The organism is Hylemonella sp. GW821-FHT12C09 (genome assembly GCF_058807395.1).
In genome coordinates this window covers 274,999-291,719 of the sequence record NZ_JBXAQQ010000005.1, presented here as the reverse complement: position 1 = coordinate 291,719, position 16,721 = coordinate 274,999, and the positions used below count along the sequence as shown (strand labels likewise).

19 protein-coding genes and 1 pseudogene are annotated in these 16,721 nt (G+C 65.4%); 3 read left to right on the top strand and 17 right to left on the bottom strand.

Features of this window, described 5'->3' with window-relative positions:
* Positions 1-128: 128 nt before the first annotated feature.
* Complete coding sequence (locus tag AC1RRP_RS10935; RefSeq protein ID WP_493036027.1) at positions 129-1,085, top strand: DUF2971 domain-containing protein; 957 nt, start codon at positions 129-131, stop codon at positions 1,083-1,085.
* Between the two features lie 41 nt (positions 1,086-1,126).
* Here AC1RRP_RS10935 and AC1RRP_RS10930 read toward each other — a convergent pair whose 3' ends face one another.
* The gene (locus tag AC1RRP_RS10930) at positions 1,127-1,798 is read right to left on the bottom strand and encodes an ABC transporter ATP-binding protein (RefSeq protein ID WP_493036025.1); all 672 of its coding nucleotides are present in this window, start codon (positions 1,796-1,798) and stop codon (positions 1,127-1,129) included.
* Here AC1RRP_RS10930 and AC1RRP_RS10925 point away from each other — a divergent pair.
* A complete protein-coding gene (locus tag AC1RRP_RS10925; protein ID WP_493036023.1) occupies positions 1,797-2,432 on the top strand; it encodes an arylesterase in 636 nt (211 codons plus the stop codon). The two genes, AC1RRP_RS10930 and AC1RRP_RS10925, sit on opposite strands and share 2 nt — an antisense overlap.
* The gene (gene mnmH / locus AC1RRP_RS10920) at positions 2,432-3,493 is read left to right on the top strand and encodes a tRNA 2-selenouridine(34) synthase MnmH (RefSeq protein WP_493036021.1); all 1,062 of its coding nucleotides are present in this window, start codon (positions 2,432-2,434) and stop codon (positions 3,491-3,493) included. Before AC1RRP_RS10925 ends, mnmH begins: the two co-directional genes overlap by 1 nt.
* 22 nt (positions 3,494-3,515) lie before the next feature.
* Here mnmH and AC1RRP_RS10915 read toward each other — a convergent pair whose 3' ends face one another.
* The 16 genes and pseudogenes from AC1RRP_RS10915 to hfq all read right to left on the bottom strand — a co-directional run bounded on the left by AC1RRP_RS10915 (position 3,516) and on the right by hfq (position 16,713).
* On the bottom strand, positions 3,516-4,139 hold the full coding sequence (locus AC1RRP_RS10915; RefSeq protein ID WP_493036019.1) for a hypothetical protein: 624 nt from the start codon (positions 4,137-4,139) through the stop codon (positions 3,516-3,518).
* The gene (locus AC1RRP_RS10910) at positions 4,136-4,327 is read right to left on the bottom strand and encodes a hypothetical protein (protein ID WP_493036017.1); all 192 of its coding nucleotides are present in this window, start codon (positions 4,325-4,327) and stop codon (positions 4,136-4,138) included. Before AC1RRP_RS10910 ends, AC1RRP_RS10915 begins: the two co-directional genes overlap by 4 nt.
* A 151-nt stretch (positions 4,328-4,478) precedes the next feature.
* Positions 4,479-4,829 carry a DUF3147 family protein gene (locus tag AC1RRP_RS10905; RefSeq protein ID WP_493036015.1) on the bottom strand — a complete coding sequence of 117 codons (351 nt, stop codon included), beginning with the start codon at positions 4,827-4,829 and terminating at the stop codon, positions 4,479-4,481.
* A 13-nt stretch (positions 4,830-4,842) separates the two neighbouring features.
* Positions 4,843-5,616: an ABC transporter permease gene (locus AC1RRP_RS10900; protein WP_493036013.1), complete on the bottom strand. Its 774-nt coding sequence runs from the start codon at positions 5,614-5,616 to the stop codon at positions 4,843-4,845.
* Between the two features lie 229 nt (positions 5,617-5,845).
* Positions 5,846-6,184 carry an ATP-binding cassette domain-containing protein gene (locus AC1RRP_RS10895; protein WP_493036079.1) on the bottom strand — a complete coding sequence of 113 codons (339 nt, stop codon included), beginning with the start codon at positions 6,182-6,184 and terminating at the stop codon, positions 5,846-5,848.
* Positions 6,185-6,199: 15 nt separating this feature from the next.
* A pseudogene (locus tag AC1RRP_RS10890) lies at positions 6,200-6,697 on the bottom strand (ATP-binding cassette domain-containing protein); the annotation flags it as partial.
* Between the two features lie 89 nt (positions 6,698-6,786).
* Entirely contained in the window at positions 6,787-7,608 is an 822-nt protein-coding gene (locus AC1RRP_RS10885) for a DUF2189 domain-containing protein (protein WP_493036011.1), read from the bottom strand.
* A gap of 67 nt (positions 7,609-7,675) precedes the next feature.
* On the bottom strand, positions 7,676-8,887 hold the full coding sequence (locus AC1RRP_RS10880; protein ID WP_493036009.1) for a PLP-dependent transferase: 1,212 nt from the start codon (positions 8,885-8,887) through the stop codon (positions 7,676-7,678).
* Positions 8,888-9,049: 162 nt separating this feature from the next.
* Positions 9,050-9,574: a phosphoribosyltransferase gene (locus AC1RRP_RS10875; RefSeq protein WP_493036007.1), complete on the bottom strand. Its 525-nt coding sequence runs from the start codon at positions 9,572-9,574 to the stop codon at positions 9,050-9,052.
* 171 nt (positions 9,575-9,745) lie between these two features.
* A complete protein-coding gene (locus AC1RRP_RS10870) occupies positions 9,746-11,119 on the bottom strand; it encodes an adenylosuccinate synthase (RefSeq protein WP_493036005.1) in 1,374 nt (457 codons plus the stop codon).
* Positions 11,120-11,161: 42 nt separating this feature from the next.
* A complete protein-coding gene (locus AC1RRP_RS10865) occupies positions 11,162-12,310 on the bottom strand; it encodes an ATP phosphoribosyltransferase regulatory subunit (protein WP_493036003.1) in 1,149 nt (382 codons plus the stop codon).
* A 282-nt stretch (positions 12,311-12,592) separates the two neighbouring features.
* Positions 12,593-12,784, bottom strand: a complete 192-nt coding sequence (locus tag AC1RRP_RS10860) for a DUF2065 domain-containing protein (protein WP_493036001.1) — start codon at positions 12,782-12,784, stop codon at positions 12,593-12,595.
* 64 nt (positions 12,785-12,848) lie between these two features.
* Complete coding sequence (hflC, locus tag AC1RRP_RS10855; protein WP_493035999.1) at positions 12,849-13,742, bottom strand: protease modulator HflC; 894 nt, start codon at positions 13,740-13,742, stop codon at positions 12,849-12,851.
* Positions 13,743-13,752: 10 nt separating this feature from the next.
* Positions 13,753-15,102 carry an FtsH protease activity modulator HflK gene (gene hflK / locus AC1RRP_RS10850; RefSeq protein WP_493035997.1) on the bottom strand — a complete coding sequence of 450 codons (1,350 nt, stop codon included), beginning with the start codon at positions 15,100-15,102 and terminating at the stop codon, positions 13,753-13,755.
* 57 nt (positions 15,103-15,159) lie between these two features.
* Positions 15,160-16,344 (bottom strand): GTPase HflX, encoded by a 1,185-nt coding sequence (gene hflX / locus AC1RRP_RS10845; RefSeq protein ID WP_493035995.1) that lies wholly within the window; start codon positions 16,342-16,344, stop codon positions 15,160-15,162.
* A 72-nt stretch (positions 16,345-16,416) separates the two neighbouring features.
* Positions 16,417-16,713, bottom strand: coding sequence for an RNA chaperone Hfq (gene hfq / locus AC1RRP_RS10840; protein ID WP_493035993.1), 297 nt, complete (start codon positions 16,711-16,713; stop codon positions 16,417-16,419).
* Between the last annotated feature and the right edge of the window lie 8 nt (positions 16,714-16,721).

The window sequence follows — 16,721 nt, the reverse complement described above, 5'->3', positions numbered from 1 at the left end:
TCGCCTTCTCTTTCAAGAGTACACCAACACAGCCGTTTTCTATGGCCTCCTACCAAATATCAGAGGTCAAAGATACAGAGCTTGGCTCTCGAAAATTGCTTCATGACACTACTTAACCAATTTTCAAAATGAACTTCACTGAAACTGTTCATGCAGCCATGTGGGCTGACTTCGATAGTGAAAATGGCTTTCCAAATCAGCGCCCGCTTTTGGCTCACTACACATCAATCTCTGTGTTCGAACAGATGATGGCCAATGATGAGGTCTGGTTCTCAAATCCTCTTTATATGAATGATTTCGAAGAACTTCGATTTGGAATGCTGGAAGGCGCAAATGCTTTCCGTCAGAGTCTGGAACTGAGGAAATCATTGTCGGACGAAAAATCGTACGACCGACTGATGGGCCACTTCAACCAGTTTTTTCACAACTTTGACACACAACATGCATTCCACACATACGTGATGTGCTTGTCAAAGCACGACCCCATGGACAGCGATGGACGACTTTCAATGTGGCGAGGATATGGAGCGGGTGGAGCAGGCATGGCCATCGTCTTCGATACCGCAAAGATTGAGGCAAATCCAGCCTCTCCCTTAATTATCGGGCCAGTTCACTATGCCAGTAGCCAAGAGAGGATCGAATGGATAACTGGAAAAATTCATAGACTTGCATCTCTTTTCCAGAACAAAGCTGTGACTGACGAGGAGTTGTTTTATTCAGCCTTCCATTGGATAGAGCGCTTGAAAACCTTCTCGCTATTTACCAAGCACATCGGCTTTCGCGAAGAAGACGAATGGCGGATCGTATACATGAACGAACGCGACCCAAATAAAATTCTCAAAGACATGCACAGCTACGCGATTACCCCGAAGGGGGTAGAGCCCAAACTAAAGCTGAAGGTCAAACCGCTCGAAGGGATGTTTTCTCAGAATCTTTCTTTCAACAAGATTGTCGATCGAGTGATACTTGGACCGACCAATTCCAGTTCGCTAGCAGCTCACGTTGTCAAAAGAATTTTGGAGCAGACAGGAAAAGACCCGAATGCCATCAAAATTCAAGCATCGTCAATACCATTTCGCTTTTGAGAGTAAGGCTGCAAGCCGAGGTTCTTATTCAGTGACTTAATTCACCCGCTCGCCCTTCCCGCCTCAATCGTGATCCGCCGCTCACACCGCGCCGCAATCCCCGTGTCATGCGTCACGAGCACCAGCGTCGTGCCCTGCTCGCGGTTCAGCGCGAACATCAGCTCCATCACGGTCTCCCCCGTCGCATAGTCCAGGCTGCCCGTGGGCTCGTCGGCCAGCAGCACGGCCGGCTGCACCACGAAGGCCCGGGCCAGGGCCACGCGCTGCTGCTCGCCACCTGAGAGGACTTTGGGGTAATGCCCCAGGCGCTGGCCCAGCCCCACGCGGTCCAGCATCTCGGTGGCGGCCTTGCGCGCGTCCTTGCGGCCGGCCAGTTCCAGCGGGAGCATGACGTTTTCCAGCGCGGTCAGGTGGCCCAGCAGCTGGAAGCTCTGGAACACGAAACCCAGCTTCTGCGCACGCAGGGCGGCGCGTTCGTCCTCGTTGAGCGCGAACATGTCCTGGCCGTCCAGGCGCACCGTGCCGCTGCTGGGGGTGTCCAGCCCGGCCATGATGGACAGCAGCGTGCTCTTGCCCGAACCCGAGGCGCCCACGATGGCCAGGGTCTGGCGTGGCGGGACGCTGAAATGGATATCGCGCAAAATATCGAGCGTGCCCGTCGAGTCGGTGACCGACTTGAGCACGTGTTCCACGGAAATGATGGGTTCGGACATGAAGTTTTCTTTCTTGCGTCGCTACTGTATCGCGGCAGCCCTGCTGGGCGGTTTCCTGGGGTTATCCCAGGCAGCCACATCGCGCACGGTGCTGGTGCTCGGTGACTCGCTGAGCGCCGAATACGGCCTGCCACGCGGCAGTGGCTGGGTGGCGCTGCTGGAGCAGCGCCTGGCCGCGGAAAAACAGGCGGTGCGCGTGGTCAACGCCAGCATCAGCGGCGAGACCACCTTTGGCGGGCGCGCGCGCCTGGCCGCCCTGCTGGCCCAGCACCAGCCCACCCACGTGATCATCGAGCTGGGTGCCAACGACGCGCTGCGCGGCCTGGCGCTGGACGCCACACGTGCCAACCTGGCGTGGATGACCCAGCAGTCGAAGAAGGCCGGCGCGCGCGTGCTGCTGGTGGGCATGCAGATGCCGCCCAATTACGGCGCCGACTACGGGCGCCGTTTTGCCGGGCTCTACCAGCAGGTCGCGCGCAGCGAGAAGACCGCGCTGGTGCCCTTTTTCCTCAAGGGCGTGGCCGATATCCCCGACGCCCAGCGCCTGTTCCAGAGCGACCGCATTCACCCCACCAGCGAAGCCCAGCCCCTGATGCTGGACAACGTCTGGCCCGAACTCAAGAAAATCCTCTGATGCCCTTGTTCACCACCACGGCCGAGGAAGCCCTGCGGCATCTGGACGATTACGACACCGTCATCGACGCGCGCAGCGAAAACGAATACGCCGAGGACCACCTGCCCGGCGCCGTGAACTGGCCCACGCTGGACAACCAGCAGCGCCACGACATCGGCACGCTCTACAAGCAGGTCAACGCCTTCGAGGCCAAGAAACGCGGCGGGGCCCTGGCCGCGCGCAATATCGCGGCGCACATCGAGCGCGAGGTCATCGACAAGCCGAAAGACTGGAAGCCCCTGACCTACTGCTGGCGCGGCGGCAAGCGCAGCGGCTCGCTGAGCCTGATCCTCAGCGAGATCGGTTTTCGCGTCACCCTTATCGAGGGCGGCTACAAGGCCTTCCGGGCCGCGCTGCTGCTGGACATCCCGCGCCTGGCCCCCCTGTTCGACTGGCGGGTGGTCTGCGGCACCACGGGTTCAGGCAAGACGCGCCTGCTGCAGGCCCTGCAGGCCGCCGGTGCCCAGGTGCTGGACCTGGAGGCCCTGGCCCAGCACCGCAGCTCGGTGCTGGGCGCCATACCGGGCCTGGCCCAGCCCACGCAGAAGGAGTTCGACACGCGCATCTGGGACGCGCTGCGCCGCTTCGACCCCAAGCGCCCGGTCTACGTGGAGAGCGAGAGCAAGAAGGTGGGCAACGTGGCCGTGCCGGCCGCGCTGATCGAGGCCATGCGCGCCGGCCCCTGCCTGAACCTGCTGCTGCCCGACGAGGAGCGCGTGGCCCTGCTGCTGGAGGACTACGACTTCTTCGTCCAGGACGGCGAAGCCTTCTGCGAACGGCTGGACGCGCTGACCGAGCTCAAGGGCAAGCAGGTGGTGGAAGGCTGGAAGCAGGCGGTGCGCAGCGGCCACAGCGAAGACGTGGTGCGCGACCTGCTGCTCACGCACTACGACCCGGTCTACCGGCAGTCCATGGCACGCAACTTCAAGCAGTTCGGCAGCGCGCAGGACATCCAGCCCAAGAACCGCTCGCTGGCGGCCATGCAGGCGCTGGCGCTGGAACTGGTCGCCAGCAGGGCCTGAGACACAGGCGGCCGTCCTGTGCTCAGGGCGTCGTTGTCCCGACGTTCTGGACGGAGGGCGAGGCACAGGCAACGCCCCGGGCCCAGCCCTTGAGAAAGGGCCGCCGGATCCGGCCGGCAGAAACCGCCGCCGCCACCTCGCTCGAATACTGTTCGGCCCCGCTGAGCTTGCGCACCCAGCTGCGCAAAGGCAGCACGCCATCAACCATGGTGTTCACGGTGGTCGACACCGAATCCACGGCCTTCTGGCCCACGTAACCCACGGCCTTTACCACCAGGCTCGGATCGCTCCCGGGCACCGCGGGGGCATCGATGTCGGGCCCCAGGGCGGCGTCGAGTTCGTCCAGCTCGGTCCGCAAGGCGGCACAGGAAGCATCGGCAGGCGCGGCATACGGGCCCTTTTGCGCGGCGGCCGTCAGCACGGCGGGAATGCGGTTCTCCAGCAGGTTAAGGTCGTTCAGCGGCTGGCTGGCTTTCTGCACCAGGCTGGAGCTGGATTCTTTGGCCATGCTGCCCACCTTGCCCGTCACGTCCGCCGTGGTGCTCGCCACCGTCTCACCGGGCGACCCGGCGACCGATGACTTCTCCGGGGACGCACAGCCGCAAAGCAGGACCAGCAGCCCTGCCATGACCGACAGCCATTTCATGGCTGGGGGGTGTCCCCGCTTGCAGAGGCGTCGGCTTCCGGTGTATCGCCGCCCTCTTCAGGCGCGCCTTCCTCGCCCACCGGACCGCCAAGCTTGCGCTGGGCTTTTTCCTTGAGCTTGTCTTCCTTCTTGCGCTTCTTGGCCAGCTCTTTCTGGCGCTTTTCGTATCCGTAATTGGGTGTTGCCAAGGTGTGCTTTCTGCGTTCGGTGAATGAAAGCCACTCTAGCAGTTCAGGGCGTTTTGTTCCACGCCCTGTGGAAATTTTTCATCACCGGACGCGGAGGCTAGGGCCTGTTCCCACCAATTTCTCAATTTTGAGAAATTGGTGGGAACAGGCCCTAGAGCAGCTCGACTCCGAAATGGCGCAGGAGCAGCGCCAGCAGGCCGAAACAGGCCACCGTGATGAGGGCGCAGGCCAGCAGGCTGGGCCAGAAGCCCAGGCGCGGCAACAGCAGCGGGAAGGCCAGGAACATGGGCAGCGTGGGCAGCACGTACCAGAAGGTGTACCAGGCGTGGTTGGCGATCTTGTCCGGCGGCTGCTTTTCCACGTACAGCCAGACCAGGGTGAGCACGGTCACCAGCGGCAGGGCCGCCAGCAGGCCGCCCAGGCGGTCGCTGCGCTTGGCGAACTCCGAGACCAGCACCACCAGCGCGGCGGTCAGCAGGTACTTGGTGATGAGCCAGGCCATGGGTGATCCCGCTCTAGCCGCGGAAACGGCGTTTCGTCAGCGCCAGGGCGACGGACCAGGCCACCAGCGCGTAGAGCGCCAGCACGACCAGGTGCAGCAGCGCATCGGCTGGCCAGCGGCCCATGAAGAGCGGGCGCACCAGCTCCACGGCCTGCGTCAGCGGCAGCCAGGCCGAGACGTACTGCAGCACCACCGGCAGGTTGTCGCGCGGGAAGAACACGCCGCTGAGGAACATCATGGGCGTGAGGAACAGCGTGAAGTAGTAGGTGAAGAAGTCGTAACCCTTGGCCAGGGCGTTGAAGATCAGCGCCAGGCAGCTGAAGGTGATGCCGGCGAGCAGCAGGATGGGCAGCACCAGCAGCAGCATGGGGCTGCGGCTGATGTCCAGCGCCAGCATCACGCCCAGGATGGCGGTCACGGAGAACAAGGACTTGAAGGCGGCCCACAGCATCTCGGCCAGCAGCACGTCGCGCAGGGCGACGGGCGCATTCATGATGCTGTCCCAGGTCTTCTGCACGTGCATGCGCGAGAAGGCCGAGTACAGGGCCTCGAAAGTGGCCGCGTTCATGGCGCTCATGCAGATCGAGCCACTGGCCAGGAAGAGGATGTAGGGCACCTGCTTGCCGTCCAGCGGCACGCTGCCCACCAGCGCCCCCAGGCCGTAGCCGAAGGCCACCAGCCACATCAGCGGCTCGGCGATATTGCCCACCAGGCTGGGGATGGCCAGCTTGCGCCAGACCAGCAGGTTGCGCAGGAAGACGGGCCACCATCTCATCAAGTTGTTCATGCCAGCTCCTCTGCAAAAGAGCCAAGGTCGCTGGCACGCAGAAGTCCAGCCGCGGAACGCCGTGGAACCGGCTTCGCCGGGCCACTGGCGTTGCCCCCTGCAAGGGGCTGAGGCCTGCGGCTCCGAGCCTGCCTGCGCAGGCGCGGACAGGCCGAAGAGCCTGAGCCTCTGGCGAAGGTGCCGGGCATGGGGCGACACGCAGTGCGCGCAGCCTGGGGGTGAGCCATATTCATGCTTCCTCCCGGATCTGACGGCCGGTCATCTTGAGGAACAGATCCTCCAGGTTCGCAGGCCGGTGCAGGCTGCGCACGCTGTGGTCATGCGCCAGCGCCTGCATCAGCGGCGCGGCATCCTGCGTGTAGAAAAAGACCGTTTCTCCACTGACCTCGACCCGGCTGGCCAGGGCCCGCAGCGGGCCGCTGCTCAGGGCGACGGCGTCACCGCCATAGACCTCCACCACATCGGGCTCCAGGTGCGCGGCGATGAGATCACGCGGCGTGCCCTCGGCGATCTTGCGGCCGTGGTCGATGACCAGCAGGCGGTCACACAGGCGCTCGGCCTCGTCCATGAAATGGGTGGTCAGCAGAATGGATTTGCCCTGCTGCATGAGCTGCTGCAGCCGCTCCCACATCAGGTGGCGGGCCTGCGGGTCCAGACCGGTGGTGGGTTCGTCCAGCAGCAGCAGGCGCGGGTCGTTCACCAGGGCACGCGCCAGGCTGAGCCGGCGGCGCATGCCGCCGGAGAGCTGGCCGGGTTTGGCATCGGCCTTGTGCGAGAGCGCGGCGAACTCCAGCAAGCCGGGAATGCGGGCGCGGATGTCCGCGGTCTTCATGCCGAAGTAGCGGCCGAAGACCATCAGGTTCTCGGCGCAGGTGAAATCAGGGTCGAGCGAGTCGAACTGGGTCACCACGCCCAGTTGGGCCTTGATGGCGTGCGCATCGGCCGGCATGCGCAGGCCGAAGGCCTCGACCTGACCGCCGTCGGGCGTGCTCAGGCCCAGGCACATGCGCAGGGTGGTGGTCTTGCCGGCGCCGTTGGGGCCGATGACACCCAGGCATTCCCCCGGGTGGATGGCAAAGCTCAGGTCATTGACGACCGTGGTCTCGCCGTAGCGCTTGACGAGGTGGTGGCATTCGAGGAAGGCGGCTGGCATGCCTTCATCTTAACGACTCAATCCAGCCAGCGCACCGAGCCGCGGTACGCATGCCAGGTCGCATGCCCCAGCCAGGGGCCGATCAGCAACAGGCCCAGGCCCCAGGGCAGCAGGGCGACGGCGACCAGCCCGGTGATGAGCGCCCCCCACAACAGCAGCACCGGCAGATGGGTGAAGAAGACCTGGATGCTGGTGAGCGAGGCCGAGATCGCGTCGGTGTCGCGGTCCAGGATCATGGGGATGGAGACGACCGAGGTGGCGAAGACCAGGCCGGCAAAAACACCGCCCACCACCAGGTAGACCGCCACGAACTCCCAGTTCTCGGGGTTGAAGATGGCCTGCAGCACGCCGGCCGTGGACGGCATGCCGGTGTTGAAGAACACCGCGAACACCACCAGCGAGGCCCGGCCCCAGAGCAGCTCCAGCACGACCAGCACCAACACCAGCAGGCCCATGCTGCCGATGCGCGCGTCCCAGCAGGTCAGCGAGCTGCCCAGGTCAGGCGCCAGGCCCTGCTCGCGCCGGCGGCTCACCTCGTAAAGGCCCAGGGCCAGGAAGGGGCCGACCAGCAGGCAACCGGAGGCGATGGACATGGCGTACTCGGGCTTGTAGCGGAACACCGCGCCCAGCGTCAGCGCCATGGCCCAGAAGCACATGCCGTAGAACAGCGCGATGCCCATCTCGGCCGTCACATCGCGCCAGCCACGTGCCAGCCAGCGGAACGGGTCGCCGAAGCCCAGGGGAACGATCTCGCGCCGGGGGCCGACCGGGGGGGGAGGCACATACGGCGCAGGGTTGACGGGCAGGCTGGTGTCGGCTTCTTGGATGTTCTCGCTCATGGGGAACGAGACTACCGAGCCACCCGGCAACTGCCTAGTCAGGAAAACACCAATGCCGTGAGGGGTATCAGCCCAGCGCCGCCAGGGCCTGCTGCAGATCGGCCTGCAGGTCCTCGACCGCCTCCAGGCCGGTGGAGAAGCGCACCAAGGTGCCGCGTGCCAGGTGCGCCGGCCAGCCCTGGCGCATGCCGGCCAGCTCGTAAGGCACGACCAGGCTGATGGGCCCGCCCCAGCTGTAGCCCAGCTTGAACAGGCGCAGGGCGTCGCAGAAGGCGTCGACCTGCGCAGCGCTGTAGCGCTCGTGGAAGATCACACTGAAGAGGCCCGCCGCAAGGCCCGGCTGCTCCCCGCGGCCCTCCTCTGCCCCACACAGGACCTGCCAGTGCGCATGGCCAGGGGAGCCCGGCAGCGCCGGGTGCAGGACCTGGGCGAACTGGGGCCGGGCCTGGCACCAGCGCGCCAGCGCACGCGCCGTGCGATCGTGCTCGCGGTAGCGCAGCGCCATGCTGGGCAGCGCGCGCAGCACCGCCTCGACGTCGTTCATGCCCACGCCCAGGCCCAGGCGCATATGGGTGAGCTTGAGGCGGATGTGCAGCTGGGGGTCACGCGTGACGATGGAGCCCATGAGCACGTCCCCGCCGCCGCTGGGGTATTTGGTGAGCGCATGGATCGAGATGTCCACGCCCTGCCCGGCCCCCAGGTCGAAAGCGTTGAAGGCCAGGCCGGCGCCCCAGGTGTTGTCCAGTGCGCTGAGCACACCGGCCTGGCTACAGATGCGCACCTGCTCGGGCAGGTCGGGGAACTCCAGGGTCACCGAACCGGCGGCTTCCAGCCAGACCAGCCTGGTCTTCGGGCTGATGCGCCGCGCCAGGTCCTGCGGGTCCAGGGGGTCGTAATACCGGGGCGTGATGCCCCAGTCCTTGAGTTCACCCTGGGCCAGGGCCTTGTTGGGGCCGTAGGCGTTGTCGGGGATCAGCACTTCGTCGCCGCTCTTGAGCAAGGACAGGGCCACGGTGGCAATGGCCGCCAGCCCGCTGGGCACCAGCAGGCACTGCGTCCCGCCTTCCAGCGTGGCCATGCGCTCTTCCAGGACATAGCTGGTGGGCGTGCCGTGCAGGCCGTAGGTATAGCCGGTCTTGTCTTTCCACTCGCGGCTGCGCATGGCCGCCACGTTGGGAAAAAAGACGGTGGACGCCTTGAACACGCCGGGCTGCGGCGCGGCGAAACCCTCCGGGGGCGTGTAGGGATGGTGGATCAGACCGGTACGCTTGTCGCTCATGTCGTTGCCTTGGTAGCAATGACTGCGAGCTTAACGCGAACCGCAGCGAGCGAGACTGTCTTTAACCGCGGGCACCCGCGGAACCGGCTTGGCCGGGCCGCTGGGTGCGCCCCCTTGAGGGGGGATGCGAGCCACACGCAGTGGGCGAGAGTCGGGGGTGGGTCACACTTGCCATTTCGTCAGCACATCGGCGATGTGCATGCGGTCGTAGACCTCAAAAGGCTGGTGGATCCAGGGGTTGGTGGGCAGGTAATCCACCGAATAATCGGGCTGGAAGCTCGACACACCCTTGGTCCAGATCACGGCCGTACGCAGATCGGTAATGGGCGGGTAGTTGTCGCGCAGCATGCGCACCACGGCCTGCAAGGTATGTCCGGAATCAGCCAGGTCATCCACCAGCAGCACACGGCCGGCGATCTCGCCCTGGGGCGTGGTGATGTACTTGGCGATGTCCAGGTGGCCCTGCTCGGTGCCGGCGTTGGCCCGGTAGGAACTGGTGGACATGATGGCCAGGGGTTTCTCGAAGATGCGCGAGAGGATGTCGCCAGGGCGCATGCCGCCGCGGGCCAGGCACAGGATGGTGTCGAACTCCCAGCCCGACTGGTGGATCTTGATGGCCAGCTTCTCGACCAGGTTGTGGTACTCGCCGTAGCTCACGTACAGGTGCTTGCCGTCTTCGGTCAACATCCGGTTGCTCCTCTTGGTTTATCAGGGGTGTGAAACTTGTGAAGAAATCGTAGCGAGCGGCCTGAGCGCAAGGCGGACGGAGCGCAGCCACCGGAACGTACCTGAGGTACGTGAGGATGGCGAGCACCGCCCAACGCAGCGATCGGGTCGCGCAGTAGATTTATCCACAAGTTAGGCGACGTAGGGATGGCGCATCATGATCGTGTGGTCACGGTCCGGGCTGGTCGAGATGATGTGGATGGGCACGCCGGTGACCTGCTCGATGCGCTGCAGGTACAGGCGCGCGTTGATCGGCAGCTTGTCGTACTTCGTGACGCCCACGGTGCTCTCGGTCCAGCCGGGCAGGGTTTCGTAGATGGGCTTGCAGCGCGCGATCTCGTCGGCGCCCATGGGCAGGATGTCGATGGTCTCGCCGTCGAGCTCGTAGCCCGTGCACAGCTGCAGTTCCTTGAGGCCGTCAAGCACGTCGAGTTTGGTCAGGCACATGCCGGTCAGGCCGTTGACCTGGGCCGAACGCTTGAGCAGCGCAGCGTCGAACCAGCCGCAACGGCGCGAGCGGCCGGTCGTGACGCCCTTCTCGGCGCCCACGGTGCTCATGTGGTAGCCGGGCGTGCCGGGGGTTTCCCAGTCCAGTTCGGTCGGGAAAGGGCCGCCGCCCACGCGGGTGCAGTAGGCCTTGGTGATGCCCAAGATGTAGTGCAGCATGCCCGGTCCCACGCCGGCGCCGGCGGCGGCATTGCCGGCCACGCAATTGCTGGAGGTCACGTAGGGGTAGGTGCCGTGGTCCACGTCGAGCAGGGTGCCCTGCGCGCCTTCGAACAGCAGGTTGGCGCCGGTGCAGTTGGCGTCGTTGAGTTCGCGCGAGACGTCGGCCATCATGGGCTTGAGCAGTTCGGCGTGGCGCATGGCTTCGGCGTACACCGGCTCGAACTGGACTTCGCCGTCCTTCATATACGGCTGGAGCGCATCGCCGAAGGTGAATTTCTTCGAACCGAGGAACGTGCTCAGCACATGGTTGTGCAGCGCCAGCAGCTCGCGCAGCTTGGCGGCGAAGCGCTCGGGGTACTTGAGATCCTGTACGCGCAGGGCGCGGCGGGCGATCTTGTCTTCGTAGGCCGGGCCAATGCCGCGGCCGGTGGTGCCGATCTTCTCGGAACCGCCCTGCTCGCGCGCGGCTTCGCGGGCCACGTCCAGCGCGACGTGGAAAGGCAGGATCAGCGGGCAGGCCTCGCTGACGCGCAGGCGCGAACGCACTTCGACACCGGCTTTCTCCAGGCCGGCGATCTCCTCGAACAGCTTGGCGGCCGACAGCACCACACCGTTGCCGATGTAGCACTTGACGCCCGGGCGCATGATGCCGCTGGGGATCAGGTGCAGCGCCGTCTTGACGCCATTGATGACCAGCGTGTGGCCGGCATTGTGCCCCCCCTGGAAACGCACCACGCCCTGGGAGAACTCGGTGAGCCAGTCGACCAGCTTGCCCTTGCCCTCGTCGCCCCACTGGGTGCCCACGACGACCACGTTACGACCTTTGGTTGTATTCATTTCAGATGTACTCGAAGAAGCGCTTGATTGGAAGAAAGGCGCTCAGATGGCGCTGACGACCCAGCGACCGGCCACATCGGTCAGCTCGCGGTCGCAATGGAATTCGTCGATTTCGCTCTCGTGCCCGGGCAGCACGCAGACCACGGTTTCGCCCTCCTGGCGCAGGCGCGCGATGGCCGCGCGCAGCGAGGCCGACTCGCTCCAGGGCGCACGGATGGCTGCACGCAGCGCACGCACCGGCACGGCCCCCACCAGGGTCTTGAGGTCCAGGCTGAAGCCCACCGCCGGACGCTTGCGCCCGAACACGGCCCCCACCTCGTCGTAACGGCCGCCGCGCAGCAGCGCGTCGCTCACCCCTTCGGCATACACGGCGAAGCGCATGCCGCTGTAATAGGCATACCCGCGCAGATCGGCCAGATCGAAGCCCAGCGGGGTGCCCTCGAGCTGGCTGGCCAGCCACTTCAGGCCGTCCAGCGCCCGGTGTATGGCGGGCAGCGCCGGCAGGACCTTGCGAGCCTCATCCAGCACGGTCGCATCACCGTAGAGGCGCGGCAGGGCCAGCAGGCCCTGGCGTGAAGCGGCAGGGAAGGCGCCGGTGAGTTGGCTCAGCGCCGACACATCCTTGGCCGCCAGGGCTGCGTGGATCGCGCTCAAGGTCTCGGCATCGGCCGGGACACCTTCGAGCAGGGCACTGACGATGCGCACGTCGGCCAGGTCCACGGTATAGCCCGGTAGACGGGCCGCCTTGAGACAGTCCAGCGCGAGCTGCAAGGCCTCCAGATCGGCCTCGGGACCGGCATGGCCGTAGATCTCGGCGCCAAACTGCAGCGGCTCGCGCGTGGCGTGCGGGCTGGCCGGGCGCGTGTGCACCACGGGGCCGCAGTAGCACAGGCGGGCCACACCACGGCGGTTCAGCAGGTGGGCGTCGATGCGGGCGACCTGGGGGGTGGTGTCGGCACGCAGGCCCATGGAGCGGCCCGAGAGCTGGTCGACCAGCTTGAAGGTCTGCAGGTTGAGCGCCTGGCCGGTGCCGGTCAGCAGCGACTCAAGATGCTCCAGCAGCGGCGGCATGACCAGCTCATAGCCATAGCAGCGCGCCATGTCGAGCAGGTCGCGACGCAGTTCCTCGATGTGGCGGGCCTCGGAAGGCAGGACATCGGCAATGTGATCCGGCAGGAGCCAGGCGGACATGGGAAAGGGGGAGCTGTTAAAAACGTGATTTTACCGGGTTGGACCGGCGCTCCGGCAGCACACCCCAACGAAGTTCGGGACTGGCGAAGAAATCGTAGCGAGCGGCCCGAGCGCAAGGCGGACGGAGCGCAGCCACCGGAACGTACTTCACGTACGTGAGGATGGCGACAACGCAGTTGCGGCACAGGCTAACTTTCGCTTGGCGAAAGTTAAGCGGACCGGCCGGAGCCAACACCGTCCAACGCGGCGATCGGGTCGCGCAGCAGATTTATTCGCCAGTTCTCAGGGCAAGAGCCACCAGAGCCATGCCAGGCCGGCCAGGATGCTGCACAAGCCGAAGAAGCGGATCTGGCCGTCCCCCAGCTGCAGGATCTGGGCAAACATGCGGCGCCAGCCCACCGGGGAGATGAACGGAAAAAGGCCCTCGATCACCAGAACGAGGGCCATCGCCAGCCAGAAGGCGTCGCTGAGCATCGGGCTACCCCAGCGCCATGCGCCGGGGGATGAGCGTTTCGGAACGGCCGTGCACGCTCATGCCTTATTTCTTGGGCGCTGCGCCCTGGCCGCGGAAGACCTTGAAGAACTCCGAGCTGCTGGGGTCGAGCACCATCACGTCGTTCTTGCTGGCAAAGCTGGCCTTGTAGGCCTCCAGGCTGCGGTAGAACTGGGCGAAAGAGGGGTCGCGGCCGAAGGCCTCGGCATAGACACGCGCGGCTTCGGCATCGCCCTGGCCCTTGATCTTCTGCGCGTCACGGTAGGCGTTGGCCACCGTCACTTCGCGCTGGCGATCGGCGTCGGCGCGGATCTTCTCGCCTTCGGCCGCGCCGGTGGAGCGCAGTTCATTGGCCACGCGCTTGCGCTCGGCCGTCATGCGACCGTAGACCGACTCGGTGATGGATTCCACATAGTCCACGCGCGTGATGCGCACGTCCACCACGTCGATGCCCCAGGGCTTCTCGCCACGCACGGCCTTGAGCACTTCGTCCTTGACGTCGCTCATCAGCGCCTCGCGCTTGAGCGAGAGCAGTTCCTTGACGGTGCGCTTGTTGATCTCTTCCTGGAAGGCATTGCGCACCACGCGGTTGAGCTGGCTGGTGCCGGCAGCCTCGTTCAGGCCGACGTTGCGGATGTACTCGGTGGGGTCGCTGATGCGCCAGCGCACATACCAGTCGATCACCACACGCTGCTTCTCGGCGGTCAGCATGGGCTCGTTGTCCGGGCTGTCCAGCGTGAGCAGGCGCTTGTCGATGTAGGTGACGTTCTGGAAGGGCGGCGGCAGCTTGACGTTGAGGCCAGGCTCGGTGATGACTTCCTTGATCTGGCCCAGCGCATAGACCACGCCGAACTGGCGCTGGTCGACCACGAAGAGCATGGAGCTGGCAAGGGCGAGCACCACCAGGAGCGAGGAAAGGATGAATCCGATACGGTTCATTTTGGTTTCCTTATCGGGTTTCGCGTTCACGCGAACGCAGGTTCTCGCGCGAACGCACGTCGGCGGCGGAGGACGGCAGGGACTGCGCCGGCGCGGCGCCGGGCACGGCTCCCTGCATCAGGGGCGCGGAGCCCGCCTCGCTACCGAGCTGCATGATCTTGTCCAGCGGCAGGTAGAGCAGGTTGGAACCCTGCTTGGAATCCACCAGCACCTTGGTCACGTTGCCGTAGATCTGCTGCATGGACTCCAGGTACAGGCGGTCACGCGTGACCTGCGGCGCCTTCTGGTACTCGGTCAGCACGGAGCGGAAGCGCTGCCCGTCACCCTGGGCCTGGGCCACGATGCGCGACTTGTAGCCTTCGGCCTCTTCCTTCAGGCGCGAGGCGGTACCGATGGCGCGCGGCACCACGTCGTTGGCATAGGCCTGGGCTTCGTTCTTCAGGCGCTCGCGCTCCTGGCCGGCCTTGAGCACGTCGTCGAAGGCGGCCTGCACCTGCTCGGGCGGACGCACGCCGCCCTGCTGCAGGTTGATGCCCACCACCTCGATGCCGACCTTGTAGCGGTCCAGGATGTCCTGCATGAGCTTGCGCACGCGCGGGGCGATCTGGTCGCGCTCCTCGGACAGGGCCGAATCCATCTTCATCTTGCCCACCACCTCGCGCACCGCGGTCTCGGCGGCCTGCACCACGGCGCTGGCCGGGTCGCGACTCTCGAACAGGTAGGCGCGCGCGTCGTTCAGGCGGTACTGCACGGCAAACTTGATCTCGACGATGTTCTCGTCCGCGGTCAGCATGGCCGACTCGCGCAGGCCGGTGGCCTTGATGACCACGTCGCGGCCGACGTCGACCGAGCGGATCTGCGTCACGAAGATCAGCTCATGGCGCTGGATCGGATACGGCAGGCGCCAGTTGAAGCCGGCCCCCACGGTGCTCTTGTACTTGCCGAACTGGGTGATGACGGCCTGCTGGCCTTCCTGCACGATGAAGAAGCCCGTGCCCAGCCAGATCAGGGCCACGATGGCCAGGATCAGGCCGATGCCGAAGCTTGCGCCCTTCATGTCGGGCTGCTTGCCGCCGCTGTTGCCGCCGCCCCGCCCGCCGCCGAACAGGCCGGAGAGCTTGCGGTTGAAATCGCGCCAGAGTTCGTCCAGATCGGGCGGGCCCTGGGTGTTGCCGGGACGCGCACCGCGGCCATTGCCCTGGGGCGGTGGCACGTCGGATTCGGGGCGGCCCGGCTCGGGCTTGGCGTCGGAGGGCTTGTCCTCACCTCGACCCCAGCGCGGGTCGTTCAGGTTGAACATGCCGCGCAGGCGGCCGGGCCATAAAGCGGCCCAGCGGAAGGCTGGTGCATGAAGTTTCATTCTTGGCTTCTCTCTGTAATCTCGGCTCAGCGCCTCGAATCCACGCATTGTGCCCAATCAGAATGGGCTTGCGTGATTGTCCGGGAAATCGGCCTCGATTTCGGCCTCTTCCGGGGCAGCGCTGGCGCTGGCGATGACGCGCTGGGCCAACAGTTGGCGCAGCGCGGGCAGGCCCTCCCCGTCACGGGCGCTGACGAAGATGCGCGGAACGGCCTGGCCGTCGAGTTCGTAGCTGTCCTGCACCCGTTCCGGACGGCGCTCCGGCCCCAGGGCATCGAGCTTGTTGAAGACCAGCACCTGCGGGATGTGTTCGGCGCCGATCTCGGCCAGCACACGCTGCACCTCGGCGATCTGCTCGGGGAAATTCGGGTTGGCGGCATCGACCACGTGCAGCAGCAGGTCGGCGTCCACGGCCTCCTGCAGGGTGGCCTGGAAGGCGTCGATCAGGCCGTGCGGCAGGTCGCGGATGAAACCCACGGTGTCCGACAGGGAGACCGAACGCCCGGCCTCGCCCAGGTAGAGCTGGCGCGTGGTGGTGTCCAGGGTGGCAAACAGCTGGTCGGCCGCATAGGCGCGTGCCTTGACCAGGCTGTTGAACAGGGTGGACTTGCCGGCATTGGTGTAGCCGACCAGGGAGATGTTGTAGGCGTCGCGGCGCTCGCGCTGGCGGCGCTGGGTCTGGCGCTGGCGCTTGACCTTGTGCAGGCGCTCCTTGGTGCGCTTGATGGACTCGGCGATCATGCGGCGGTCCAGCTCGATCTGCTTTTCACCCGGGCCGCCGCGCACACCGGCACCGCCGGTCTGGCGTTCCAGGTGGGACCAGCGTCGTACCAGACGGGTGCTCAGGTACTGCAGGCGGGCCAGCTCGACCTGCAACTTGCCCTCGTGGCTGCGCGCGCGCTGGGCGAAGATTTCCAGGATCAGCAAGGTGCGGTCGTTGACCGGCAGCTCCAGCGTGCGCTCCAGGTTGCGCTGCTGGGCCGGGCTCAGGCTCTGGTCAAAGAGGATTTCGCTGGCGCCCAGCTGCTGGGCCAGCAGCTTGATCTCTTCGGCCTTGCCGCTGCCCACGAACAGCGCCGCGTCGGGCGCCTTGCGTTTGCAGGTGATGCGGCCCACCGGGTGCAGGCCGGCGGTCTCGGCCAGCAGGCCGAGTTCCTCGAGTTCGCCGTCGAAATGCGGCAGGCCGAAGTCCACACCGACCAGGATGGTCGATGCGGGAGGCTGATCGGACAAGACGGTCAAGGAGGAGGCTGCCGGAAAGGGAACAAGAGGAAAGTCACAGGCCTGCGGCCTGCGCGGCCGGCCCCCGGTGCCTCAGGGTGCGCTGGGGGCTTCGCCTTCGGCGCCTGCCGCGAAGTTCACCGCGCGACCGGGGACGATGGTGGAGATCGCGTGTTTGTAGACCATCTGGGTCACGGTATTGCGCAGCAGGACCACGTACTGGTCGAAGGATTCGATCTGTCCCTGCAGCTTGATGCCGTTGACCAGGTAGATGGAGACCGGCACGTGCTCGCGGCGCAGGGCGTTGAGGAAGGGGTCTTGCAACAGCTGACCTTTGTTATTGCTCACGATATTCTCCGTGTTCAAGAGTAGTAAGGAAGTCGTCACCATACCACAGC